At 71.8% G+C, this 22179-nt stretch carries 22 protein-coding genes; 16 read left to right on the top strand and 6 right to left on the bottom strand.

What is annotated here, in order from left to right:
* Positions 1–37: 37 nt before the first annotated feature.
* From ITP53_RS17880 to ITP53_RS60305, 4 genes are all read right to left on the bottom strand, one after another.
* Positions 38–2251, bottom strand: a complete 2214-nt coding sequence (locus ITP53_RS17880; protein WP_195896532.1) for a serine/threonine-protein kinase — start codon at positions 2249–2251, stop codon at positions 38–40.
* A 131-nt stretch (positions 2252–2382) separates the two neighbouring features.
* Positions 2383–3780: a YlbE family protein gene (locus ITP53_RS17875; RefSeq protein ID WP_195896531.1), complete on the bottom strand. Its 1398-nt coding sequence runs from the start codon at positions 3778–3780 to the stop codon at positions 2383–2385.
* Entirely contained in the window at positions 3777–5141 is a 1365-nt protein-coding gene (locus tag ITP53_RS17870) for an FdrA family protein (protein WP_236050916.1), read from the bottom strand. The genes ITP53_RS17875 and ITP53_RS17870 overlap by 4 nt, the downstream gene beginning before the upstream one ends.
* Complete coding sequence (locus ITP53_RS60305; RefSeq protein ID WP_328814871.1) at positions 5138–5992, bottom strand: DUF2877 domain-containing protein; 855 nt, start codon at positions 5990–5992, stop codon at positions 5138–5140. Before ITP53_RS60305 ends, ITP53_RS17870 begins: the two co-directional genes overlap by 4 nt.
* A gap of 130 nt (positions 5993–6122) precedes the next feature.
* On the opposite strand from ITP53_RS60305, the gene ITP53_RS17860 reads away from it, so the two are divergent.
* From ITP53_RS17860 to ITP53_RS17815, 11 genes are all read left to right on the top strand, one after another.
* Positions 6123–7763 carry a PucR family transcriptional regulator gene (locus ITP53_RS17860; RefSeq protein WP_195896529.1) on the top strand — a complete coding sequence of 547 codons (1641 nt, stop codon included), beginning with the start codon at positions 6123–6125 and terminating at the stop codon, positions 7761–7763.
* A gap of 11 nt (positions 7764–7774) precedes the next feature.
* On the top strand, positions 7775–7978 hold the full coding sequence (locus tag ITP53_RS17855; RefSeq protein WP_328814868.1) for an RNA-binding S4 domain-containing protein: 204 nt from the start codon (positions 7775–7777) through the stop codon (positions 7976–7978).
* 147 nt (positions 7979–8125) lie between these two features.
* On the top strand, positions 8126–8776 hold the full coding sequence (locus tag ITP53_RS17850; RefSeq protein ID WP_195896527.1) for an NYN domain-containing protein: 651 nt from the start codon (positions 8126–8128) through the stop codon (positions 8774–8776).
* A 155-nt stretch (positions 8777–8931) separates the two neighbouring features.
* Positions 8932–10344 (top strand): uracil-xanthine permease family protein, encoded by a 1413-nt coding sequence (locus ITP53_RS17845; protein WP_195896526.1) that lies wholly within the window; start codon positions 8932–8934, stop codon positions 10342–10344.
* Positions 10341–11207: an FAD binding domain-containing protein gene (locus ITP53_RS60300; RefSeq protein ID WP_195896525.1), complete on the top strand. Its 867-nt coding sequence runs from the start codon at positions 10341–10343 to the stop codon at positions 11205–11207. Before ITP53_RS17845 ends, ITP53_RS60300 begins: the two co-directional genes overlap by 4 nt.
* On the top strand, positions 11197–11673 hold the full coding sequence (locus tag ITP53_RS17835) for a (2Fe-2S)-binding protein (RefSeq protein WP_195896524.1): 477 nt from the start codon (positions 11197–11199) through the stop codon (positions 11671–11673). Before ITP53_RS60300 ends, ITP53_RS17835 begins: the two co-directional genes overlap by 11 nt.
* Positions 11670–14033 carry an aerobic carbon-monoxide dehydrogenase large subunit gene (gene cutA / locus ITP53_RS17830; protein WP_195896523.1) on the top strand — a complete coding sequence of 788 codons (2364 nt, stop codon included), beginning with the start codon at positions 11670–11672 and terminating at the stop codon, positions 14031–14033. The genes ITP53_RS17835 and cutA overlap by 4 nt, the downstream gene beginning before the upstream one ends.
* A 16-nt stretch (positions 14034–14049) precedes the next feature.
* Positions 14050–14244 carry a hypothetical protein gene (locus ITP53_RS56105; RefSeq protein ID WP_207756074.1) on the top strand — a complete coding sequence of 65 codons (195 nt, stop codon included), beginning with the start codon at positions 14050–14052 and terminating at the stop codon, positions 14242–14244.
* A gap of 41 nt (positions 14245–14285) precedes the next feature.
* Entirely contained in the window at positions 14286–14648 is a 363-nt protein-coding gene (locus ITP53_RS56100) for a leucine-rich repeat domain-containing protein (protein WP_207756073.1), read from the top strand.
* Positions 14649–14680: 32 nt separating this feature from the next.
* Entirely contained in the window at positions 14681–15103 is a 423-nt protein-coding gene (locus tag ITP53_RS17820; protein ID WP_195896522.1) for a hypothetical protein, read from the top strand.
* Positions 15104–15148: 45 nt separating this feature from the next.
* Positions 15149–15568: a hypothetical protein gene (locus ITP53_RS17815; protein WP_195896521.1), complete on the top strand. Its 420-nt coding sequence runs from the start codon at positions 15149–15151 to the stop codon at positions 15566–15568.
* Between the two features lie 6 nt (positions 15569–15574).
* On the opposite strand, the gene ITP53_RS17810 is transcribed toward ITP53_RS17815, so the two are convergent.
* Positions 15575–16606 carry a LacI family DNA-binding transcriptional regulator gene (locus ITP53_RS17810; protein WP_195896520.1) on the bottom strand — a complete coding sequence of 344 codons (1032 nt, stop codon included), beginning with the start codon at positions 16604–16606 and terminating at the stop codon, positions 15575–15577.
* A 112-nt stretch (positions 16607–16718) separates the two neighbouring features.
* Between ITP53_RS17810 and ITP53_RS17805 the strand changes: the two genes are divergently transcribed.
* The 5 genes from ITP53_RS17805 to ITP53_RS17785 are packed head-to-tail and all read left to right on the top strand — an operon-like array spanning position 16719 to position 21248.
* Positions 16719–17948, top strand: coding sequence for an amino acid ABC transporter substrate-binding protein (locus ITP53_RS17805; protein WP_195896519.1), 1230 nt, complete (start codon positions 16719–16721; stop codon positions 17946–17948).
* On the top strand, positions 17942–18823 hold the full coding sequence (locus ITP53_RS17800) for a branched-chain amino acid ABC transporter permease (protein WP_195896518.1): 882 nt from the start codon (positions 17942–17944) through the stop codon (positions 18821–18823). Before ITP53_RS17805 ends, ITP53_RS17800 begins: the two co-directional genes overlap by 7 nt.
* Positions 18807–19796, top strand: coding sequence for a branched-chain amino acid ABC transporter permease (locus ITP53_RS17795; protein ID WP_207756072.1), 990 nt, complete (start codon positions 18807–18809; stop codon positions 19794–19796). Before ITP53_RS17800 ends, ITP53_RS17795 begins: the two co-directional genes overlap by 17 nt.
* Positions 19793–20524, top strand: coding sequence for an ABC transporter ATP-binding protein (locus tag ITP53_RS17790; protein ID WP_195896517.1), 732 nt, complete (start codon positions 19793–19795; stop codon positions 20522–20524). The genes ITP53_RS17795 and ITP53_RS17790 overlap by 4 nt, the downstream gene beginning before the upstream one ends.
* The gene (locus ITP53_RS17785; RefSeq protein WP_195896516.1) at positions 20517–21248 is read left to right on the top strand and encodes an ABC transporter ATP-binding protein; all 732 of its coding nucleotides are present in this window, start codon (positions 20517–20519) and stop codon (positions 21246–21248) included. Before ITP53_RS17790 ends, ITP53_RS17785 begins: the two co-directional genes overlap by 8 nt.
* A gap of 47 nt (positions 21249–21295) precedes the next feature.
* Here ITP53_RS17785 and cydB read toward each other — a convergent pair whose 3' ends face one another.
* On the bottom strand, positions 21296–22174 hold the full coding sequence (cydB, locus tag ITP53_RS17780) for a cytochrome d ubiquinol oxidase subunit II (RefSeq protein ID WP_195896515.1): 879 nt from the start codon (positions 22172–22174) through the stop codon (positions 21296–21298).
* Positions 22175–22179: the final 5 nt, after the last annotated feature.

Genomic DNA, 22179 nt, shown 5'->3' with positions numbered 1-22179 from the left:
GGGATGGGGGGGACGCGGGGGGCAAGCCCTCCGCGGGTCAGGTGGATTGGCGGAACGTGTCCAGGAAGACCTTGCGGAGTTCGGCCTGCTCGTCCCACTTGAGTTCGGGCAGCTCGAACGTGATCTTGAACGCCGTCGTGTCGTCGATCGAGACGTACCTGGTCAGCGTGTGCATGGGGACGCCCTCGGGCGTGGTGTAGGTGTACTCCCAGTCGGCCGCCTTCCAGCCGCGGAAGTTCGTCGCCTGGAGCCGCACCTGGATGTAGCCCTCCACGCCGCCCTCGGCCTCCAGCCGGCTCAGCTCGGACAGCCCCCCGTCGGCCTGCGGGGTGGCCGGCTCCACCAGGATCCGCATGCCCGAGTCCTTGGGCCCGCTGAACGTGGCCGCGCCGTCCGCCGTCGCCATCGTCCAGTCCGCCGGCGCGGCGACGGTGAAGCCGGGCGGGGTGTGTTCCTCGTAGCCCTCGGGCGCGGCCGACGCCTCCGCCTGCCGCGTCGGGGCGCTCTCCGAGGTACTGGCGGCGTTGGACGGCGCGGCGCTCGGGGCCTCCTCGGGCGAGCCGCCCGACAGGAGGATGAACGCGGCGCCCACGACGACGGCCACCCCGACGAGCGCGCTGATGATCACGACCGCGCTGGGCCGGCCCTCACGTGCCCACGCGCTGTCGTCCTCCTCCTGCCTGCGCCTGCTCTTGCCGGTGCGCGGCGACGCGTCCGGCAGCGCGGTCAGACGGCTGTGGTCGATGTCGTGGGACAGGTCGCGCGAATGCTCGCGCAGGTGGTCGGGGGAGGCCAGCGGCCACGGCGTCGCGCCGGAGGACGTGCGGCTGTCCGTGGTGAGGGGGAGGATCGGCTGCGGGCGCGGGGCGGAGGAGCCGCCCAGGTCGTCGTCGCTGTCGCTCGGCATCCGGTGCGGCGTGGTCGGCTCGCCGAACGGCGGCCCGCTGTCCACCCGCTGGGGCCCCGACGCGCTGGTGAACGCCTGGAACCCGCCCGACGCCGCTGACGCCTGGTCGGCGGGGTGACCGCCGGACGGGTATCCGCCGGACGGGTGGCTGCCGGACGGGTGGGCGCCCGACGGGCTGGTCATGCCCGGGTGGCCGCCGGACGGGCTCGCCAAACCCGGGTGGCCGCCCGAGGGGCTCGCCAAACCCGGGTGGCCGCCGGACGGGCTGGCCGAGCTCGGGTAGCCGCCGGACGGGCCGGTCATCGGGTCGTACGGTACGCGTACCGGACCCGAGGGCGTCTCCACGATCCGCGACGGCATCGGCCCCGACGGCGTCTCCAGCGGCGGCAGCAGCCCCGCGGGCGTCGGATCGGCCTGGCTGGGCAGCGTCTCGGGCGGGCGCGGCCGGGTGGAGCCGTGCGCGCGCAGCACCGCCTCCAGCATCTCGATGACCTGGGCGGAGGTCAGCCGCTCCGCCGGGTTCTTGCGCAGCAGGCCCTCGATCACCGGCATCAGCGAGCCGGCCCGCTGCGGCCTGATCGGGGCCTGCGTGAGCACCGCGCCCAGCACGGCGATCGGGTCGGGCCCCTCGTACGGCGGCCGCCCCTCGACCGCCGCGTACAGCGTCGCGCCGAACGACCACAGGTCGGCCGCCTGCCCGATCGGCTGCGCGGACAACCGCTCCGGCGGGATGTACGCGGGCGACCCCATGAGCAGCCCCGTCTGCGTGATGTTGACGTCGCCCTCGATGGCCGCGATGCCGAAGTCGGTCAGCACCACCCGGTCGGAGGTCAGCAGCACGTTGCCCGGCTTGATGTCGCGGTGCAGGATCCCGGCGGCGTGCGCGTGCCTGACCGCGTCGAGCACCCGGATGCCGATCTCGGCCGCCTGGACCACCGGCAGCGGCCCGCTCTGGCGTACGGCCTGCTCCAGTGACCACGCCCGGACAAGCTCCATCACGATCCACGGGCGGCCGTCCTCCTCGACCACGTCGTGGACGGTCACGATGCCGGGGTGCGTCAGCCGCGCGGCCGACCTGGCCTCGCGCAGCATGCGCCGGTGTGCGATCTGCTTGCCCGCCTGGTCGAGCCCGTACGGCAGGATCAGCTCCTTGACCGCCACGTCCCGGTCGAGCAGCACGTCGTGGGCGTGCCAGACCATGCCCATGCCGCCCCGGCCGACGGGCGACATGAGCCGGTAACGCCTGCCTACCAGGCGGCCCTGGCCCTGCGGTGCGCCCCCCGGGGCACCGCCGGGAGCGCCCCCCTCTGGGCCGGGCCCGCTGAGCAAGCGGTCGGCTGCCATGTCCCCGCCCCCATCTCGCCTCATCCGTCACGTGCGACACGCGCTACTTGCAGATTATGAGGTTCGATACGATATCGGTGGTAAATGCGCAAGGGAAGCCGGAGCGCACTTACAAGCGGCGTGACGTGCGGCTACATCGGCCGTTCGGACGGCTCGGCGGCCGCGTCGGCCAGGGCGAGCAGCGCTCCCGTGAACGCCTCGACCGGCGGTTCGACCAGGCCCGCGCCGACCTGTCCCGTGCCCGCGACGCGGCCCGCGATGCCGGTGTTGACCACGGGCAGCAGGCCGGTCCTGGCCACCAGCGTGACGTCGATGCCGGTCGGCGTGCCGCGGAAACCGAGGCCCGGGATCTGGTACGCGGGGTGCTCGGCGAGCGTGATCTCGTACATGGAGCGGGTGGCCCGCACGGCGTCGGCCACCTCGCCCCCGACGAACCGCACGATGGCCGGGGACGCCGCCATGGCGAACCCGCCCAGTCCCGACGTCTCGGTGATCGTGGAGTCGCCGATGTCGGGGTTGGCGTCCTCGGGGCCGTACGAGCCCAGGTAGAGCCCGTCGGGCACGCCGCACGGGCCGGTGAACCAGCGGCCGCCCAGCCCCGACACCTGCACGCCGAAGTCGGTGCCGTTCCTCGCCATGGCGACGACCATGGACGAGCCGGGGATGTCGCGGGCCGCGTCCGTGCTGACCTTGGCCGCGGCCATGCCGGCGTTCAGGAAGAAGTGGTCGTTGCCGTTGATGAAGCGCAGCACCTGCGCGGCGCTGCCAGGGGCGGCCTCGACGACTGCGGGGGCCAGCTCGCGCAGCAGCAGCGAGGTGGCGGCGCGGTTGCGGTTGTGCAGCTCGTCGCCCATCTGCAGCGCCTGCGCGGTCAGCGAGCGCAGGTCGACGGGTCCTGTCCGCTCCAGCGTCGCGGCCAGGACCGGGCCGAGCACCTCGTCCATCCAGCGCAGCCGCTCCAGCACCTCGGGGCCGTACGCGCCGTACCTGAGCACCTTGCCCAGGCCCTCGTTCAGCGAGCAGTAGGCCGTGCCGCCGTGCTCCTCGTCGCGTACCTCGAACAACCACATCGACGGGCTCACCACGCCCGCCATCGGGCCGACGGCGGCGTGTTCGTGGCACGGCCGCAGCGCGATCCCGCCCGCCGCGAGCCGCCGCTCCGCGTCGTGCTCGTCGCCCGCCAGGCCCTCCAGGAGCATCGCGCCGACGAGCGCGCCGCGCATCGGGCCGGACGCCCGCTCCCACGTGATGGGCGGGCCCGCGTGCAGGAACATTCCCTCGCCGAGCACCTCGGAGGCCCGCCGCACCCCGGTCAGGTACGGCCGCGCGGACGTCAGCCGCCGGGCGGCAAGCTCGTTGGCGGCCTCCCTGCGCGGGTCGGCCAGCACCTTGACCAGCGCCTCCGCGGTGCCGGGGAGCGGCGGGCGCCACGCGACCGGCGTCGTCGGCACGGCCTGCGCGCGCAGCGCCTCGTCCAGCAGCCCCGCGCCGGCGGTGATGACCCTCGGCGGGCCTGCGAGCAGGCTCACAGCAGGCTCCTGGCGTGCCGCGCGGCCTGGGCGTTCGACGTGAACACGGCCGCGCCCGCCTCGCGGAAGGCGGCGGCCTGGCGGTGCAGGTCCTGCGGGTCGCCTTCGGTGCCGACGAGGGCGATCACGACGGTGGCGGGCGTACGGGCGACGGCGTGCGCCAGCGAGGCGGCCGGGTCGGGGTCGGCGGCGTGGCCGAGTACGACGTCCATGAGCACCACCTCCTCCTCGCCGGCGCGGGCCAGCGCCTCCACGCGCAACGTCGGGTCGATCATCGGGTGCGCCCTTCCCCTGGTGTACGCGTCGTCGCCGTAGTCCACGAACTCCCCCCGACCGGCGACCAGGGCGGCCTCGGCGGCGAGCGTGCCGCCGGCGTACAGGCCCCTGATCGCCTTGCTGCCGGCCGTCCTCCCTGACCAGGACGGCCACGACGGCCACTCGGGAACCGGCCGGCCCAGCGCGCGCAGCGCCTGCTCGGTCGCCTCCGTGAGGTCGGGTGCGCCCTCCTGGAGCAGCGCCCGCACGACCGGCGTGCGCAGCCGTTCCACGGCCTCCCGCACGGCCCCCGCCACCTCGGGCGACGGCGGCTTGGAGATGAGGACGACCAGCTCCGTGGCCGGGTCCTCGTCCAGCATGCGCAGGGCACGCAGCGTCGACAGGCCGCCGACCGCGGCGGACAGGTCCCTGCCGCCCACGCCGAGTACGTGGCTGACGCCCGTGCCGGCCCAGTCGAGCAGGGACGTCACCTGCTGGGCGCCGGTGCCGGACGCGGCCACGATCCCGACGGGGCCGGGGCTGAGGACGTTCGCGAAGCCGAGGCCGACGCCGCCGATCACGGCGGTGCCGCAGTCCGGGCCCATGACCAGGACGTCGCGGTCCTCCGCCAGCTCCTTCAGCCGCCTCTCCTGCGCCACGGGCACGTCGTCGCTGAAGATCATGACGGGGAGGCCGGCCTGGACGGCGTCGTGGGCCTCGAGGAAGGCGTACTCGCCGGGGACCGAGATCAGCACGAGATCGGCCGGGCCTCCCGCGGCCGAGCGGGTGGTCAGCGGCGGTTGCTCCGGCGCCGTGTCCTCCCGCGCGGCGGGGGCGAGCTGCCGGTCGGCCGCTTCGACGGCCGCCTTCGTGTCGTGCGCCCGGACCGCGATGACGAGGTCGCCGGGGCCGGTTTCCGGGACGGTGAAGCCGAGGTCCCTGATGATGGAGACGTTGAGGTCCGTCGCCATGGCGACCATGGCGGCGGCCACGCCCGGCAGGCCGGACAGCGCCCGGCTGACGCGCATGAGCGTGACCGAGTCGTGGTATGCCCCCCGCCGCACCTGCACGACTTCCCTCATCGCGCCCCGCTCGGGCTCGTTCATCGCGCCCCGCTCAGGGCGAGGACGGCGGCCAGGCCGATGGCGATGCCCTGGGCGAGGTCGGCGCCCGAGGTGTGACCGAGCCGGTGCAGGCGGCGCAGGGCCGGTTCGAGCGCCTGCCGGCCGGCGATGCCGCGCAGCACCGCGATCACCTCGGGGCTGGCCTCGCCCCTGGCCGCGCAGTGCAGCAGCGTGGCGGAGATGCGCGTCGTCCGGGTACGCGCGTCGAACGTGACCGTCGCCGCCAGCCAGTCGGCCAGCCAGATCGCCCGGCCCGTCCCCGTCGCCGCGCCCAGATGCCTGAGCGTGACCAGCAGCCCGGCCAGCACGTCGTCGCCGCTCGGAGTGAGTCCGGGACCGAGGCCCATGAGCTGCTCGGCCGCCGTGACCACGCCCAGCAGCCGGCCCTCCGCACAACTGCCGGCCAGCAGGCCGATGGCGCCGTTGCCGGCCAGCCCGGTGCCCGGCGGGTCGGCGAGGAGGGCGGCGGCGTGCGCGAGCCGTGCCGGATCCGTCCGGCCCAGGGGCGGGGCGGGGTCCCACCAGCGGCGTACGCGCAGGCTCAGCGAGCCCAGGTCGATCGCCCGGTCACCCACCGACGCGTCGTCACCCACCGTGACCCGCGGCAGCGGGGTGGCCAGCAGCACCGAGTTGGGCAGCCTCGTGGCCTCGCCGGTGATGACCCCGATCACCGAAGGCTCCAGATCGGTCCTGACCTCCAGGTACACTCCCGCGGGGAACACGGCGAGCACGCGGGCCGGACGGCGGGGCGCCGCCAGCACCGGACGTACCGCCGTGCTGGCCGCGCCCGTGACATGGACGCGGGCCCGCCGCGCATGAGTACTGACGGTCACCGGACCTCCCAACCGACCCTGGACCTGACCGTAGAACGGCCGGGGAACCCTCCGTACGGGTAAATTTGCCAACAGTCAGCGGGATGGTTGGCTCTTCCTGACAGACCGCTTGTGGGGTCACAATCTCCCCATGGAGCCTCCCGTCCGTCTCGCCAGCACCGGGACGATCATTCACGGCGTGTCCGTAGGAGAGGTGCTCGGCGTCTCGACCCTCGCGGACGCCAGGCTCATCGCCGGCGAGAGCGGGCTCGGCCGCATCGTGCAACGGCTCAACGTCATGGAAGTGCCGGACATCCTTGCCTGGGTCAAGCCGCACGAGCTGCTGCTCACCACCGGCTACCCGCTGCGCAACACTCCGCAGTCGCTCGGCCGGCTGGTCGCCGACCTCGACGAGCGCGGCCTGGCGGCGCTGGCCATCAAACTCGGCCGGTACGTCGACGAGCTGCCCGGCGAGATGGCCGAGCAGGCCGACCGGCTCGGCTTCCCCCTCATCCTGCTGCCGAACGACGTCGGCTTCGACGACATCCTCAACCAGGTGCTGACCGACATACTCAACCGTCAGGCCGCCGAGCTCGCCCGCGCGGAGGAGGCCCACCGGGCGCTGGTGCAGGTCGTGCTGGCCGGAGGCGGGCTGGGCGAGGTCACCGCCGAGGTGGCCCAGCTGCTCGACGTGTCCGTCGCGGCCGTGGACGGATCCGGTGTGGTCCTGGCCGCCGCCGGGCCAGGCGACCACGTCGCCGTCCTGCGCGAGTCGATCTCCCGCGAGGGGCCGCCACGTGGGGGCCCGCGTGGGGGCCCGCACCCCGATGGGCCGCCACGCGCGGCGCCGGGCCGCGCCCGCTCGTTCGCCTCGGTGCCCGTCCTGGCCGGCGGCCACCACCACGGCCGGATCGTCGCCTACAGCCCGTCGGGGACGATCAGGGACAGCGACGTCGGCATCCTGGAACGCGCCGCCACCGTCGCCGCGCTCGTCGTCACCCGGCAGGAGGCGGTCAACGCCGTCGAGAGCAAGTACCGCGCCGACTTCCTGCGCGACGTGCTCACCGGGCGGGCCGGGGCGGCGGAGCGGGTCACCGCGCGGGCCAGGGCGTTCGGGTGGGACCTGTCGCGGCGGGTGACCGTGCTGGTGGCCGAGCTCGACCCGGACGGCGACGAGCGCAGCGCGCAGGACCGGCTGGTGGCGTGCTGGACCGCGGCGATGCGCAGGCACGATCCGCGTGGGGCGGTGGCGGGCTTCTCGCACGAGGTGGTGGCCGTGGTGGACGCCTCGATCGACGCCGCCAGGCTGGCCAAGGACGCCGCCTCCGCCTTCGCCGACGTGCCGCCCGCGACGTTCTCCACCGGCACGTCCCGGCCGAGTCCCGGGGCGGAGACGCTGCCTGAGGCGTACTCGCAGGCGCTGAAGGCGGCCAGGGTGGGGCGGCAGCTGCACGGGCCGGGCGCGGTGGCCCACTTCGACCAGCTCGGTGTGTACCGGCTGCTTTCGCTGGTCAACGACACGGACGAACTGCACGCGTTCGTACGCGAGACGCTCGGCCCGCTGGCGTCCGACGACGACGCCGAGAACGCCGACCTCCGGCGCACGCTGCAGGTGCTCCTGGAGACCAACCTGAACGTGGCCGAGACCGCGCGGCGCCTGCACTTCCACTACAACACCCTGCGCTACCGGATCGGGAAGCTGGAGCGGCTGCTCGGCAACTTCACCGACGACCCGCACCTGCGGCTCAACCTGACGCTGGCCCTGCACGTGTTGCGGATGCGCGGCATCTAGGCTTGGGGGCCGTGGACTTCGAACTGCGCTCCGAGTACATCCCGCTGTGCGACCTGCTGAAATATTGCGGGATCACGGAGACGGGCGGCATGGCCAAACACCTGATCGCCGAAGGCATGGTGCTGGTGGACGGCGAGGTGGAGCTGCGGAAGCGGGCCAAGATCCGGTCCGGTCAGGTGGTCAGCGGAGAAGGGTTCTCGATCCGGGTGGAGTAGCCCCGGCGGCGTTCACGAAAAGTCACCGCGAGATTACTTAACGTTTACTAACATCGAGCGCACCGGCGAAAAAGAAACGGCCCCCTCGCGGGGGCCGTAGAGCCCGGGAACGTACCCCCGGGAGCGGTGACTTCATGTTAGGGCGTGATGGCGGTGGGCGACAAGCCGAATCCCGGAATCGAGCGGGTCGGTGTCTACGTTGACGGGTTCAATCTCTACTACGGCCTGCGGGAACTCGGGAGACGCCGTCATCTCTGGCTCGATCTGCGGGCCATGGCCATGCGCATCCTGCGGCCGCACCAGCGCCTCGTGGGCGTCAGGTACTTCACCGCCACCATCCGCAACGATCCACCGGCCATCGCACGCCAGGAGGTGTACCTGGCGGCGACGGAGAGCCTCGGTGTGGAGGTGGTCCTGGGCAGATACCAGGAGCAGCTCGTGCGGTGCCGCAACTGCGGCGCGACAAGGCGGACCTACGCCGAGAAGCAGTCGGACGTGGCGCTGGCCGGCGCGATGCTGGAGGATGTCGCGAACGACCAGGTGGACGTGGTCATGCTCGTGTCGGCCGACTCCGATCTGTGTGCGGCGATCCACGCGATCAGGCGGATGGATGACAGGCGCGGGCGGAAGACGAGGGTGGTCACCGTGTTCCCGCCTGGGCGGCGCTCGGATCGCCTGCGGCAGGACAGCGACGCCTGGTTCCCCCTGGGGGAGGCCGTGATCCGCCAGTCGCAGCTGCCGGCGATCGTCCGAGCGTCCGACGGGGCCGTCTACCACCGGCCGCCGTACTGGAACTGATCTCACAGATTGATCTCACAGGGGGAGCCGGGGTCGTGTGCGTGAGGTTCTCTCTGGTCGGCCGGCCAGATTTGGCAGATCATGCCCGTGTAGGCGGGTGCCGGCGGGCCTAATGTGCCCGCAACGGCCGGCCAGGCGTGACAAGAGGGGCTCTCATGGTTGTGGGATGGACCAAGCACGGTGACGGCAAGCACCTGGCGCCCGGTGAGGTGGTCAAGCCCGACGAGCGGTTGAGCTGGCCCAGGATGGTGGGGTTCGGGGCGCAGCACGTGATCGCGATGTTCGGCGCGACGTTCGTCTTCCCCCTGGTGATGGGTCTGGACCCGAACATCGCCGTGATGATGTCGGGCGTCGCGACGATCCTGTTCCTGCTGATCGTCAAGGGGAAGGTGCCCAGCTATCTGGGCACCAGCGCGTCCTTCGTGGGCGGGGTGTTCGCCATCCGGGCGGCGTTCGGTGGCGACACCGGGGGCGCCGACGCGATCGTGACCGGGGCGATCCTGGTCGCCGGGTTCGTGCTGGCGCTGGCCGGGCTCGCGATCCACTTCCTCGGGGTGCAGATCATCCACCGCGTCTTCCCGCCCGTGGTCACCGGGGCCGTGGTGATGCTGATCGGGTTCGGCCTGGCGTACGTGGTGGCGGACGTCTACTGGCCGCAGGACCACTGGGTCGCGCTCGTCACGATGCTGATCACGTTCGTGGTGATCGTGCTCTTCAAGGGGTTCATCGGGCGGATCGGGGTGCTGGTCGGGCTGGTCGCCGGGTTCGTGTTGTCCTGGCTGCTGGACCTGGCCGCCGGGCCGATCACGTCGGTGCTGCCCGGAGCCAACCTGCGTGACGCGGCCGGGGCGAGTTGCCCGGTGGAGGGCACCTACTGCGTGGCCACGGCGTTCCCGCACGACCGGGTGAGCCTGGACGCCGTGGCGGCGGCGCCGTGGGTGGGCCTGCCGGACTTCCACGCGCCCGACTTCAGGACCTCGGCCGTGCTGCTGGTGCTGCCGGCCGTCATCGCGCTCATCGCGGAGAACATCGGGCACGTCAAGGCCGTGGGCGAGATGACCGGCACGGACGTCGACGCGTACGTCGGCCGCGCGGTCGTCGCCGACGGCGCCGCCACCATGGTCACCAGCGCGGTCGGCGGGTCGCCCACCACGACGTACGCCGAGAACATCGGGGTCATGGCCGCCACCAAGGTCTACTCGACCGCCGCCTACTACATCGCCGGCGTGATCGCGATCCTGTTCGGGTTGTGCCCGAAGTTCGGCGCGCTCGTCGCCGCCACGCCAGGCGGGGTGCTCGGCGGCGTCACCGTGATTCTCTACGGCATGATCGGGCTGCTCGGCGCTAAGATCTGGATCGAGAACCGGGTGGATTTCGCCGACCCCGTCAACATGGTTCCGATCGGGGCGGGCATCATCCTGGCCATCGGACCCGTGACGCACTTCATCGACAGCGAATTCTCGCTCGAAGGCATCGCGCTCGGCACCATCGTGGTGCTGGGCGGCTACCACCTGCTCCGGGCCATCGCCGGACGGGTCACAGAGCCGGTCAGGAGCGACGCCGGGTGAAGCCGCCGCCGTTCGAGTACCACGCGCCCCGCGACCTCGGCGAGGCGCTGCGGACCCTCGCGGAGGTGCGCGGGAAGGTGCTGGCCGGCGGGCAGAGCCTGATTCCCATGCTGAACATGCGGCTGGTCGCGCCCGAGCATCTCGTCGACATCAACAGGATCGAGTCCCTGTCCGCCCTCGACGCGAGCCCGGCGGGCGTCCGGGTCGGGGCGCTGGTCAGGCACTCGGAGGCGGAGCGGTCGGGCGCGCATCCGCTGCTCGCCAGGGCGCTCCGGCTGGTCGCCCACCCGGTGATCCGCAACCGGGGGACGGTGGTGGGCAGCCTCGTGCACGCCGACCCGGCCGCCGAGTTGCCCGCCGTGCTGGCGGTGCTGGGCGGCACCGTCCAGGTGGCCCGCTGGAGCGGGGAGGCGGCGGTGCGGGAGGTGGCCGCGCGGGAGTTCTTCGTCGGGCCCATGGAGTCGGCGGTCCAGCCGGGCGAGCTGGCCGTGTCGGCGTTCTTCCCCGCGACGGGGCCGCGGACCGGGGTCACGTTCGAGGAGGTGGCCCGCAGGCACGGCGACTACGCGCTGGCCGGGGTCTGCGCCGTGGTCACGCTGGACCCTGGCGGCGACGCGCACATCGCCGCCGCCCGGGTGGCCTGCGTCGGCGTCGGCCCCGTGCCCGTCGTCGTGGACGTGGGCGAGGCGTGCGCAGGACGGGCCCCGGACTGGGGCGGCGCGGCGCGGGCCGTACAGGAGAAGACCGAGCCCGAAGGGGACATCCACGCCTCGGCCGCCTACCGGCGGCACCTGGTGGGCGTGCTGGCCGAGCGGGCGCTGCGGAACGCCGCGCGGGAAGGGGCGGCAGCCGGTGGAGTATGAGATCACCCTCGTCGTGAACGGCACGGCCAGGCGAGCGCACGTTCCCGCGCGCCGGCTGCTGTCCGACTGCCTGCGCCACGACATGGGCCTGACGGGGACCCACGTGGGCTGCGAGCACGGCGTCTGCGGCTGCTGCACGGTGCTGCTCGACGGCGAGCCCGTACGGTCGTGCCTGACGTTCGCGGTGACCGTGGACGGGCGCGAGATCACCACCGTCGAAGGACTGGCCGCCGGGGACCGGCTCTCCCCGGTGCAGCGGGCCTTCGCCGAGTGTCACGGACTACAGTGCGGGTTCTGCACGCCGGGGTTCCTGTGCACGGTGACCGCCATGCTCAGGGACAATCCGGCGCCCACGGAGGAGGAGGTGCTGGAGGGCATCTCCGGCAACCTGTGCCGGTGCACCGGCTACCAGAACATCGTCAAGGCCGTCCACCGGGCCGCCGAGCTGCTGGCGGAGGAATCATGACGACCAAGCTGTTCGGGGAGCCCGTACAGCGGCGGGAGGACCCCAGGCTGCTCACCGGGCACGGGCGCTACCTCGACGACCTGGGCGGGGACGCGCTGGCCGCGGCGTTCGTCCGCGCGCCGCACGCCCACGCGCGGATCAGGGACATCGACGTCGGCCCCGCGCTGGACGTCGAGGGGCTGGTCGCGATCTACACCTGGGAGGACCTGCCCGAGCGGGTGGGCCGGGCGTTGCCGCTGCTGATCCCGCACCCGGCGCTCACCCACGGGCGGACGGCGTACCCGCTGGCCAGGGACATCGTCAGGCACGTGGGCGAGCCGGTGGTGATGGTGGTGGCCGCCGACAGGTACGCCGCCGAGGACGTGTGCGCGCTCATCGAGGTCGACTACGAGCCGCTCAAACCGGTCGTCGGGCTGGAGGAGGCCGTGCAGGGCGCGCAACTCGTCCACGAGGACGTGCCCGGCAACGTCGGCGCGCACCTCGTACAGGAGGTCGCGGGCGCCGACGGGCGCGGCGCCAGGGAGACGATCGAGACCGCGCCGCACACGCTGGCCTTCCGGCTCGACATCGAGCGCAGCGCGAGCACGCCGCTGGAGGGCCGCGGCGTGTACGCCCGCTGGGACGGCAGGGACCTGCGGGTCTACTCAAGCACCCAGACCTCCACCAGCGTACGGATGGCCGTGGCCGCCACGCTCGGGCTGCCGCTGCCGCACGTCGAGGTGATCGCGCCCGACGTGGGCGGCGGGTTCGGGGTGAAGATCGTGCACCCGTGGCCAGAGGAGATCCTGGTGCCGTGGGCGGCCATGGTGCTCGGGCGCGAGGTCAAGTGGACCGAGGACCGCAGGGAGCACTTCATCTCCTCGGCGCACGAACGGGCGCAGGTGCAGTACGTCCGGGTCGGGTTCGACGACGACGGGCGGGTGCTGGGGCTGGACGTGACGATCCTGCACGACCACGGCGCGTACACGCCGTACGGGATCATCGTGCCGATCGTCACCTCGACGCAGCTGCTCGGGCCCTACAAGATCGGCTCCTACCGGGTCGAGTTCAGCGCCGTCTACACCAACACCGTGCAGGTCACTCCCTACCGGGGGGCGGGGCGGCCGCAGGGCGTGTTCTGCATGGAACGCACCATGGACAAGATCGCCAGGCACCTGGGCCTGGACCGGGCCGACGTCCGGGAGGCCAACCTGATCAGGCCGGAGGAGTTCCCGTACGACCAGGGGATGATCTTCCAGGACGGGCGGCCGCTGATCTACGACAGCGGCGACTACCCCGAGATGCTGCGCATGGTCAAGGAGCTGATCGGCTGGGACGAGCACGTGCGCAGGCCGGGCACGGGGATCGGCATCGGCTGCTACGTGGAGGGCACCGGGGTGGGGCCTTATGAGGGCGGGCACGTGCAGGTGACCTCCGACGGGCGGGTGCACGTGTCCACCGGGCTCACGTCGCAGGGGCAGGGCCACGAGACGGTGTTCGCCCAGATCGCGGCCGCCGAGCTGGGCGTGCCCATCGAGCGGATCAGCGTGGTCACCGGCGACACGCGCAGGTTCGGGTACGCCGTCGGCACGTTCGCGTCGCGGTCGGCCGTGATGAGCGGCAACGCCATCGCGCTGGCCTGCAAGAAGGTACGCGAGAAGGCGCTGCGCATCGCCGCCGACGCGCTGGAGGCCGATCCCGCCGACCTGCGGATCGACGACGGGACGGTGCACGTGGCGGGCACGCCGTCCGCGTCCATCCCGCTGGGCACGGTGGCGGTGCTGGCCAACCCGCTGCGCTACGCCTTCGACGAGGAGACCGCCAGGGCGACCCAGTTCGCCGGCGCCGCGCGCCCCGACCGGCCGCCGGTCGCCGAGGGTGAGGAGCCGGGCCTGGAAGGGCGCGACTACTACTCGCCGATCAGGTCGACGTTCGCGTCGGGCATGCACGCGGCGATCGTCGAGACCGACCCGGACACCGCCGAGATCAGGGTCGTCAGGTACGCCGTCGTGCACGACTGCGGCCGGCTGATCAACCCCATGATCGTGGAGGGTCAGATCCATGGGGGAGTGGCGCAGGGCATCGGCGGCGCACTCTACGAGCGCATGGTCTACGACGCGCACGGCCAGCTCGTCAACGCCTCCTTCATGGACTTCCTCATGCCGTACGCCACCGAGATCCCGCACGTCGAGACCGCCCACCTGGAGACACCGTCGCCGCTCAACCCGCTCGGCGTCAAAGGCGCGGGCGAGGCCGGCGTGATCCCGGTCGCCGCCGTCATCGCCTCGGCCGTCGAGGACGCCGAGGGCATCGAGATCGACCGCATGCCCATCTCCCCCTCGGAGCTCTTCGACCTGCGCGCCGCCCGGCCTCCCGGCTGATGCGATGATCGGCGTCATGCCGGAATCACGTGCCCCCGCAGCGGGCCTGACCTCCTTCCCCCCGGTCCCGGACGACGTCCGGCTGATCGATCTGGCCTGGAACGACCTCGCCGAGGTGCCCGCGTGGGTGACCCGGCTCGCCTCGCTGGAGGAGCTCAGGCTCGACGGCAACCGCCTGCGCGGCTGGACCGGTTCGCCTACCTCGGCCTGACCGACAACCGGCTCACCCGCCTGCCCGAGACCATCGGGCGGATGGGCTCGCTGGTGGAGCTGCGGCTGTACAACAACCGGCTGGAGGCACTGCCCGAGTCGATCGGCGGGCTGCGGCGGCTGCGCGAACTGCACCTCCAGGGCAACCGGCTGACGCGCCTGCCCGCGTCGATCGCCGACCTGGACGAGCTGCGCGTGCTGGACCTGCGCGACAACCACCTCCGCGAGGTACCGGACACGCTGCCTCCGGGCCTCAGACACCTCGACCTGCGCAACAACCGGCTCCGCGACCTTCCCGCCACCCTCCCGCCACTGGAAAAGCTCGACCTACGCTGGAACAAACTCGACAACGACCCCAAGGTGCTACGCGGCCTCCGCGAACGCGGCTGCGTAATCCTGCGCTGAACCTGGGCGGCGGGACCTGCGTACCTCCGCACATGACGACATTTCCACGTCTGGCCGCTTTCGCGCTGCTGGCCGGGCTGGTCGCCGGCTGCTCCTCATCGGGATGGGGCGACTATGTCGAGGCAGCCGAGAACCAGAAGAGCGCAGCACCGCTGACCGTTGAGCAGCTCTCCGCCAAGGTCGGCTGTGAACCCCGCATGCAGGTCGAGGGCACCGAGCTCCGCACCGGCTACTGCAAGACCGTGGACGGCGAGTTCTTCGTCAACACCTTCGCCAGCGAGCCGCTCAAGGACGAGTGGATGGACCAGGCTCCGGAGTACAACCCGCACCTGGTCGGGCCGCGCTGGACCGTACTGGGCTCGCGCAAGGTGCTCGAGTCGATCCAGGAGCGGCTCAACGGCGACCTGCACCTGACCGACCACCGGGTGTCGATGACGCCGGCGCCAAGCTCATAGGGTCTGGCGCTGAACCGGGGTGGCGGGGCCTGCGTACCTCCGCACATGACGACACTTCCACGTCTGGCCGCTTTCGCGCTGCTGGCCGGGCTGGCCACCGCCTGCTCCGCGGGAAGCGGAGGCGACCACGTCGCGGCGGGCCAGAACGCGAAGGGCGCGGCACCGCTGACGGTCGAGCAGCTGTCCGCCAGGGTCGGCTGTGAACCCCGCATGCAGGTGGACGCCGCCGACATCCGTACCGGCTACTGCAAGACCCCGGACGGCGAGTTCTTCGTGACCACGTTCAGGAGTCAGGCGGGCAAGGACGCCTGGATGGACGCCGCCCCCGAGTACAACCCGCACCTGGTCGGCAACCTCTGGACGGTCCTGTCCAGCCGGAAGGTGCTGGACCTGCTGAGGGAGCGGCTCGGCGGCGACCTGCACCTGACCGACCACAGGACCAAGCAGATGAGGACCGTCGGCTGACGCGGATCAGCCCGGCGGCGGGGCCGTGGAGGCCCTGACCACCAGCTCGTGCCCGGTACGGCGCCGGCGCGGCCGGGCGGCCCGCGGTTTGAGCACCAGCTCCAGAGCCTGCCTGCCCATGCCGACCATGGGCAGCCTGACCGTGGTGAGCCCGGGGTAGACGTCCTGCGCCACCGGCACGTCGTCGAACCCGGCCACCGAGATCTCCTCGGGCACCCGGCGCCCGCTGTTCAGCAGCCAGGACAACGCGCCCACCGCCATCGGGTCATTCAGCGCGACGACGGCCGTCACGTCCGGCCGCGCGCTCATCAGCCTTGCGGTGGCCGCCGCACCGCCCTCCCTGGTGAAGTCCCCGTGCTCGACGGGAACCGCCCGCCAGTCGAGCCCCGCCGCTCCGACCGCCACACGCAGCCCAGCCAGCCGGTCCTCGACCGTGGTCAGGTTGGCGGGCCCACCGACCACACCCACCCGTCGGTGCCCGAGTTCGAGAAGATGACGCATGAGCGTAGACCCTCCGGCGGCGTTGTCGGGCAACACGGCATCAACCGGCAGGTGATGCCGCCCGATCACAGCCACCCGCCCCCCGGCCGCGGTGAACGACCGCACCTCAGCCGCGATATCGGCTTCAGTACCGGCCTCAACATAACCAGACCCCGCCAACACGATGCAGCCAACCCGATGAGCCCGCAAAGCCCGAATCCGCGCCAACTCGGCAAGCGGCTCACGCTCGGTCTGACTGATCAGCGCAAGGTATCCACGACTCTCAGTCGCCCGCAAAACCCCCCTGGCGATCTCCCCGAAGTAGGGATCCCCAACATCATGCACAATCAGCCCCACCATGGAAGCCTGCCCACCAGCCAGCGCCCGCGCGTGACTGTTGGCCACGTAGCCGACCTCCGAGGCGACCGCCTGGACGTGGGCGGCGAGCTGGGGGCTGACTCCAGTGCTGCCCGTCATGGCGCGCGAGGCCGTGGCCAGCGACACTCCGGCGGCCTTGGCCACGTCGACGAGGCGGGGCGGGGAAGGTCGGTCTGCCATGCTCTGCCTAACCCCCATGTCCGGGGCCTTGTGAAAGGCGTGAACCCATGTAATCGTAACCGAAAGCGCTTCCGAAAGCGCTTTCGCGCCGCCTCTCGTGACGGGAGACCCGATGGCACGACTTCTCAAGGGCCTGGCGAGCATCTCGATATGCGGTTTAGTGCTGACCGCCTGTGCTAAGACCGACGAGCCCGGTGCCGCCCAGTCGCCCGGGCAGCAGCAGGGGCCGGTGAAGATCGGAATCTCGCTCCCGCTCACGGGCGACTTCTCCGAGCCAGGCAAGGGCATCCAGGAGGGCTACCAGGTCTGGGCCGACCGGGTGAACGCCAAGGGCGGCCTGCTGGGCAGGAAGGTCGAGCTGATCTTCCGTGACGACGCCTCCGACCCCAACCGGGTCAGCTCCGACTACGAGTCGCTGATCACGCAGGACAAGGTCAACCTGGTGTTCGGGCCGTTCTCCTCGCGGCTGGTGATTCCGGCGGCGAAGGTCGCGGAGTCGTACGACATGCTGTTCGTGCAGCCGGCCGGGGCCGCCAAGGAGGTCTTCGAGCAGGGCCTCAAGCGGTTGTTCTACGCGGCTCCCGCGATCGCCGACGACCACTACAACTACCTGGCCGACCACATCACCGGCCTGCCGCCCGACCAGCGGCCCAAGACGGCCGCGTACGCGAGCCTGGACGACCCGTTCGCGCAGGGCACCGCGTACGGGCTCAGGGACAAGCTGGTCGCGGCCGGGATCAGGACGGTAGTCGACGAGGTGTATCCGCCGGAGACCACCGACTTCTCGCCCATCGCCGCCAAGATCGCCGCGGCGAAGCCGGACCTGGTCGTGGGCGGCACGCAGTTCGAGGACTCGGTCGGCCTGGTGCGGGCGCTGCAGGAGTTGAAGGTGCAGCCGAAGCTGGCGGCGTTCTCGACGGGGCCGACGCTGGAGGAGTTCCCCGCCGCGGTCAAGGGCGCGGCCGAGCACATCATCTCTCCGGTCGGCTGGTCGGCGACCTCGACGTTCACCGGCAACGCGGACATGGTCAAGCGGTACAAGGAGATGTTCGGCGGCGAGCCCAACGAGGACGCGGCCAACGGCTACACCGTCGGCCAGGTCGTCGAGGCCGCCGTGACCGCCGCCAAGTGCGTCGACCCCGCCAAGGAGTGCCAGGACAAGCTGACCGAGCACCTGCGGACCGGCTCGTTCGACACGGTCGTGGGGCCGCTGTCGTTCGACGACCAGGGCCGGCCGGAGCAGGCGCACATGATCCAGCAGTACGTCGACGGCAAGATCGAGATCGTGCTCCCCGAGCAGGCCAAGACCGCCGACCTCGTCTACCCGAAGCGGGAATGGTGAACCTGCTCCTGCAGGGGCTGGCCCTGGGCGTGCTGACCGGCGGGCTGTACGCGCTGCTCGCCTCCGGCCTGTCGCTGTACTTCGGCGTGATGCGGGTGGTCATGGTGGCGCATCCGGCGTTCCTGTTCCTGGCCGCGTACCTGACGTACACCGTGCACACGACGCTGGGGGTGGATCCGTTCCTGGCGCTGCCGCTGACCGTGCCGCTGTTCTTCGCGCTGGGCGTGGGGGTGCAGCGGCTGCTCGTGGCGCGGCTGGCGCCGGAGAACCTGGCGATGATGTCGGTGCTGCTGACGTTCGGGATCGCGCTGACGATCGAGGGGCTGCTCGGGACGTTCTACACCGGGTCCTACAAGTCGGTCAGCATGGAGTACGCCACCCGGTCGCTGACGATCGGCGGCGTGCACCTCCCTTACGACAAGATCATCGCCTTCGGGGTCGCCGCGCTCACCCTCGCCGTGTTGTTCGCGGTGCTCGTCAAGAGCAGGTTCGGCCAGTCGCTGCGGGCCACGATCCAGCACCGGGAGGCGGCCAGGCTGGTCGGCATCCAGACCGAGCGCGTCGCCGGCTACGGCTTCGGCGTGGGCCTGGCCACGGCCGCCGTCGGAGGCACGGTGCTGGCGCTGATCACGCCGTTCTTCCCCGCCTCGCACTGGGTGTGGATCGGCAAGTTGATGGCCATCATCGTGGTCGGCGGCCTGGGCAGCGTGATCGGGGCGGCCCTGGCGGCGATCATGCTCGGCGTGGTCGAGGGCCTCGTGCTCGTGACCGTCGACGCCACCTGGGCGACGATGATGTTCTACGTCTTCCTCTTCCTGACCCTGCTCGCGCGCCCCCAGGGGTTCTTCGGAGGCCGGCTTGCGCATCGCTTCTAGAGGGCTCCCGCTGCTGGTCGCCGCCCTGGCGATCGCCTACCCGTGGCTGGTGCCCAACTACTACCTCGTGTACGCGGGCGCGCTCACCGTCATGTACGCCGCCATGGCCACCTCCTGGAACCTCCTGGGCGGTTTCACCGGCTACGTCTCGCTCGGCCACTCGGCGTTCTTCGGCCTCGGCGCCTACGGGACGGGCCTGCTCGTCACCCGGCTGGACGTCCCGTGGGTCGTGGCCCTGCTGGTCTCGGCGGTGCTGGTCACGGTGTTCGCGGTGGTCGTCGGCATCGCGGCGGTACGCGTGCGCGGCGCGTCGTTCGTGATCGTGTCGATCGCGCTCGTGTCCATGATGAACCTCGTCGTCCAGGGCTGGCGATCGCTGACCGGCGGCTCGACCGGCCTCCAGGTGCCCTCGCCCTTCCCCGACCTGCACCGTGGCCAGACGCACATGGTGTTCTTCTACCTGTTCCTGGCGCTGCTCGGGCTCGCGCTGCTGTCCTGGTGGTACGTCTCCCGCTCCCGCTTCGGCGCCGGTCTGCGGGCGATCAGGGAGGACGAGGACAAGGCCGAGTCGCTCGGCGTGCCGACGGGGGCGTACAAGGTGACCGCCTTCGCGCTGTCCGCCCTGTTCGTGGCGCTCGCGGGCGGGCTCTACGCGCTCTGGTTCGGCAGTCTCGACCCGATCTTCGTCTTCTCCATCCTGATCAGCTCGTACATGGTGCTCATGAGCCTGCTCGGCGGCGTCAGGATGCTGTTCGGCCCGCTGCTCGGCGCGCTCATCGTGGCCCCTGCGGGCGAGTACTTCCTGATCGCGCTGGGCGAGACGCAGATCCACCTGACCGCGACCGGCCTGGTGCTCGTGCTGGTCGTGCTGTTCATGCCGGACGGCATCCTGGCCAGGCTCACCAGGCGGCGCGCCGGGCCGTCCATCCCGGACGAGAGCGCCGAACAGCGGCTTCAGGAGGTGGCGCCATGACCTCACTGCGCACGGAAGGGCTGACCAAGTCGTTCGGCGGCGTGCTCGCGGTGGACGGGGCGACCGTCGAACTGCGCGAAGGGGAGATCAACGGCCTGATCGGACCGAACGGCTCGGGCAAGACCACGTTCTTCAACCTGATCACCGGCATGATCAGACCGGACTCGGGCCGGGTGCTCTACCGCGACCGCGACATCACCCGGCACTCGCCGCACCGGGTCGCGCACGCGGGCATCGGGCGCACCTTCCAGCTCTGCCGGGTCTTCCCGCGCCTGACCGTCCTGGAGAACATGCTGGTCGCCGTCCGGCGTACCCGGCTGCGTGAGCTGCTGGCCGGGCTGCGCGACAAGGGCGAGGTCGAGCGGGCCAGGCACTGGCTGCGCCGCATGGGCATCGAGCACCTGGAGGACGCCGAGGCCCGCGACCTGTCCTACGGGCAGCAGAAGCTGCTGGAGCTGGCCGCCGTCCTCATGGCCGAGCCCGAGCTGGTGCTGCTCGACGAGCCCGCGGGCGGCGTCAACCCGGCGCTGATCGACCGGATCGTCACGCTCGTACGCGATCTCAACGCCGAGGGGCGTACGTTCCTCGTCGTCGAGCACAACATGGACATGGTGATGGGCATGTGCGACCACGTGATCGTCTTCGACCGGGGCGCGCCCATCGCCGAGGGCCCACCCGCGTCGGTGCGGGAGGACCCGCGGGTGCTGGAGGCGTACCTCGGTGTCTGAGGCTCTCCTGTCACTCGAGGACGTCGTCGCCGGGTACGGCAGGGCGGCGGCCGTGCTGCGCGGCCTGACCGTCACCGTCCGCGCCGGCGAGGTCGTCTGCCTCGTCGGCCCGAACGGCGCAGGCAAGTCCACCGTGCTCAAGGTCGCGAGCGGCCTGCTCGCGCCCAGGTCGGGCCGCGTGGTGCTGGCCGGGCGGGACGTGACGGGCCTGTCGCCGCAGCGGCTGCTCGGCCTGGGCCTGGCCCACGTGCTGCAGGGGCACAGCGTGTTCCGCGAGATGACGGTGGCGGAGAACGTGCGGCTCGGCGGGTTCACCGTGCGCGACCAGGCCACGCTGGCCGCGCGGATCGAGGCGGTCAAGGAGCTCTTCCCGGTCGTGGCCGAGCGGTGGGGAAGCATGGCCGGGCTGCTGTCGGGCGGGCAGCAGAAGCAGGTCGAGTTCGCCCGCGCGCTCATGCTGGAGCCGGCCGTGGTGCTGCTCGACGAGCCGTCGATGGGGCTGGATCCGCGCAACACGCGGATCGTGTTCGACCAGATCGACCTCATGCGCCGGACCGGCGTCGCGGTGCTGCTGGTGGAGCAGAACGCGCGCCGGGCGCTGGAGATGGCCGACGTCGGCTGCGTGCTCGACCTCGGCCGCGTGCACATCTCCGGCCCCGCCCGTGAACTGGCCGCCGACCCGCGACTCGGCCGCCTCTACCTCGGCGGCCAGCCCGCCACCTGAACCCGCGGGGGTCGGCTCGCGACCTGAACCCGTCTCCATCTCGGCGGTCAGCCGGTCAGTTGGACGCGCTTTCTGAACACCCAGTACGTCCACCCCTGGTAGACCAGCACGAACGGCAGCGCGATCAGCCCGATCCAGCTCAGCATGGTCAGGGTGTAGGGGCCGGAGGCGGCCTCGGCCAGCGTCAGGCCGGGCAGCGGCTGCTCCCGCAACTCCACGAACACCGCCAGCGTGGCCAGCACGATCGCCCCGGCCGTGGCCGCGAACGCCCAGCCCTCCCTGCGCCGCCAGATCAGCGCCACCGCCGCGGCCAGTGCCGCCATGGCGGCCAGCGCGGGGAACGTGCCCAGGTTGGACAGCGCGAGCACGGCCACCGGGATGGCCACGCCCCCGGCGGCCACGGCGGCGGTGCGGGCGCGGCGGCGTAGCGGGCCCGTGGTCCTGAGCGCCAGGAACACGGCGCCGTGCAGCACGCACACGGCCAGCGTGAACAGGCCCCCGAGCACGGCGGCGGGCGCGCTCTGGAACAGCAGGTCGGCGAAGACAGCGCCCCACAGGAACGCCGGCAGCGCGCTGCCTGCCACGATGCCGAGGTCGCACCAGAACGGGGTGGCCACCTTGCCCCGCCACTCCAGGCCGACGCCGCGCACGATCAGGCCGACCAGGACGAGCGTGACCGGCAGGTAGAGCGCGCTGAACACGCCCGCGTACCAGGCGGGGAAGGCGGCGAACATGGCGCCGACCGCGGTGATCAGCCACACCTCGTTGCCGTCCCACACCGGGCCGATGGTCTGCAGGCTCTGCCGCCGCTCGGCGGCGTTCCTGCTCACGAGCGGCGCCAGCATGCCGACGCCGAAGTCGAAGCCCTCCAGCACGAAGTAACCCGTCCAGAGGAAGGCGATGATGACGAACCACAGATCGATCATTGTCG

It is taken from the genome of Nonomuraea cypriaca (assembly GCF_015645445.1).
GTDB lineage: Bacteria > Actinomycetota > Actinomycetes > Streptosporangiales > Streptosporangiaceae > Nonomuraea > Nonomuraea cypriaca.
Note: the sequence above shows the minus strand (reverse complement) of the source record. Positions and strands in the feature narration are given on the sequence as shown.

Bases quoted from the DNA above. Each gene is read 5' to 3' on its own strand.
- ITP53_RS17880 (WP_195896532.1), bottom strand. From the start codon at position 2,251: ATGGCAGCCGACCGCTTGCTCAGCGGGCCCGGCCCAGAGGGGGGCGCT.
- ITP53_RS17870 (WP_236050916.1), bottom strand. From the start codon at position 5,141: ATGAACGAGCCCGAGCGGGGCGCGATGAGGGAAGTCGTGCAGGTGCGG.
- ITP53_RS17860 (WP_195896529.1), top strand. From the start codon at position 6,123: ATGGAGCCTCCCGTCCGTCTCGCCAGCACCGGGACGATCATTCACGGC.
- ITP53_RS17850 (WP_195896527.1), top strand. From the start codon at position 8,126: ATGGCGGTGGGCGACAAGCCGAATCCCGGAATCGAGCGGGTCGGTGTC.
- ITP53_RS17845 (WP_195896526.1), top strand. From the start codon at position 8,932: ATGGTTGTGGGATGGACCAAGCACGGTGACGGCAAGCACCTGGCGCCC.
- cutA (WP_195896523.1), top strand. From the start codon at position 11,670: ATGACGACCAAGCTGTTCGGGGAGCCCGTACAGCGGCGGGAGGACCCC.
- ITP53_RS56105 (WP_207756074.1), top strand. From the start codon at position 14,050: ATGCCGGAATCACGTGCCCCCGCAGCGGGCCTGACCTCCTTCCCCCCG.
- ITP53_RS56100 (WP_207756073.1), top strand. From the start codon at position 14,286: ATGGGCTCGCTGGTGGAGCTGCGGCTGTACAACAACCGGCTGGAGGCA.
- ITP53_RS17820 (WP_195896522.1), top strand. From the start codon at position 14,681: ATGACGACATTTCCACGTCTGGCCGCTTTCGCGCTGCTGGCCGGGCTG.
- ITP53_RS17815 (WP_195896521.1), top strand. From the start codon at position 15,149: ATGACGACACTTCCACGTCTGGCCGCTTTCGCGCTGCTGGCCGGGCTG.
- ITP53_RS17810 (WP_195896520.1), bottom strand. From the start codon at position 16,606: ATGGCAGACCGACCTTCCCCGCCCCGCCTCGTCGACGTGGCCAAGGCC.
- ITP53_RS17805 (WP_195896519.1), top strand. From the start codon at position 16,719: ATGGCACGACTTCTCAAGGGCCTGGCGAGCATCTCGATATGCGGTTTA.
- ITP53_RS17800 (WP_195896518.1), top strand. From the start codon at position 17,942: ATGGTGAACCTGCTCCTGCAGGGGCTGGCCCTGGGCGTGCTGACCGGC.
- ITP53_RS17790 (WP_195896517.1), top strand. From the start codon at position 19,793: ATGACCTCACTGCGCACGGAAGGGCTGACCAAGTCGTTCGGCGGCGTG.
- cydB (WP_195896515.1), bottom strand. From the start codon at position 22,174: ATGATCGATCTGTGGTTCGTCATCATCGCCTTCCTCTGGACGGGTTAC.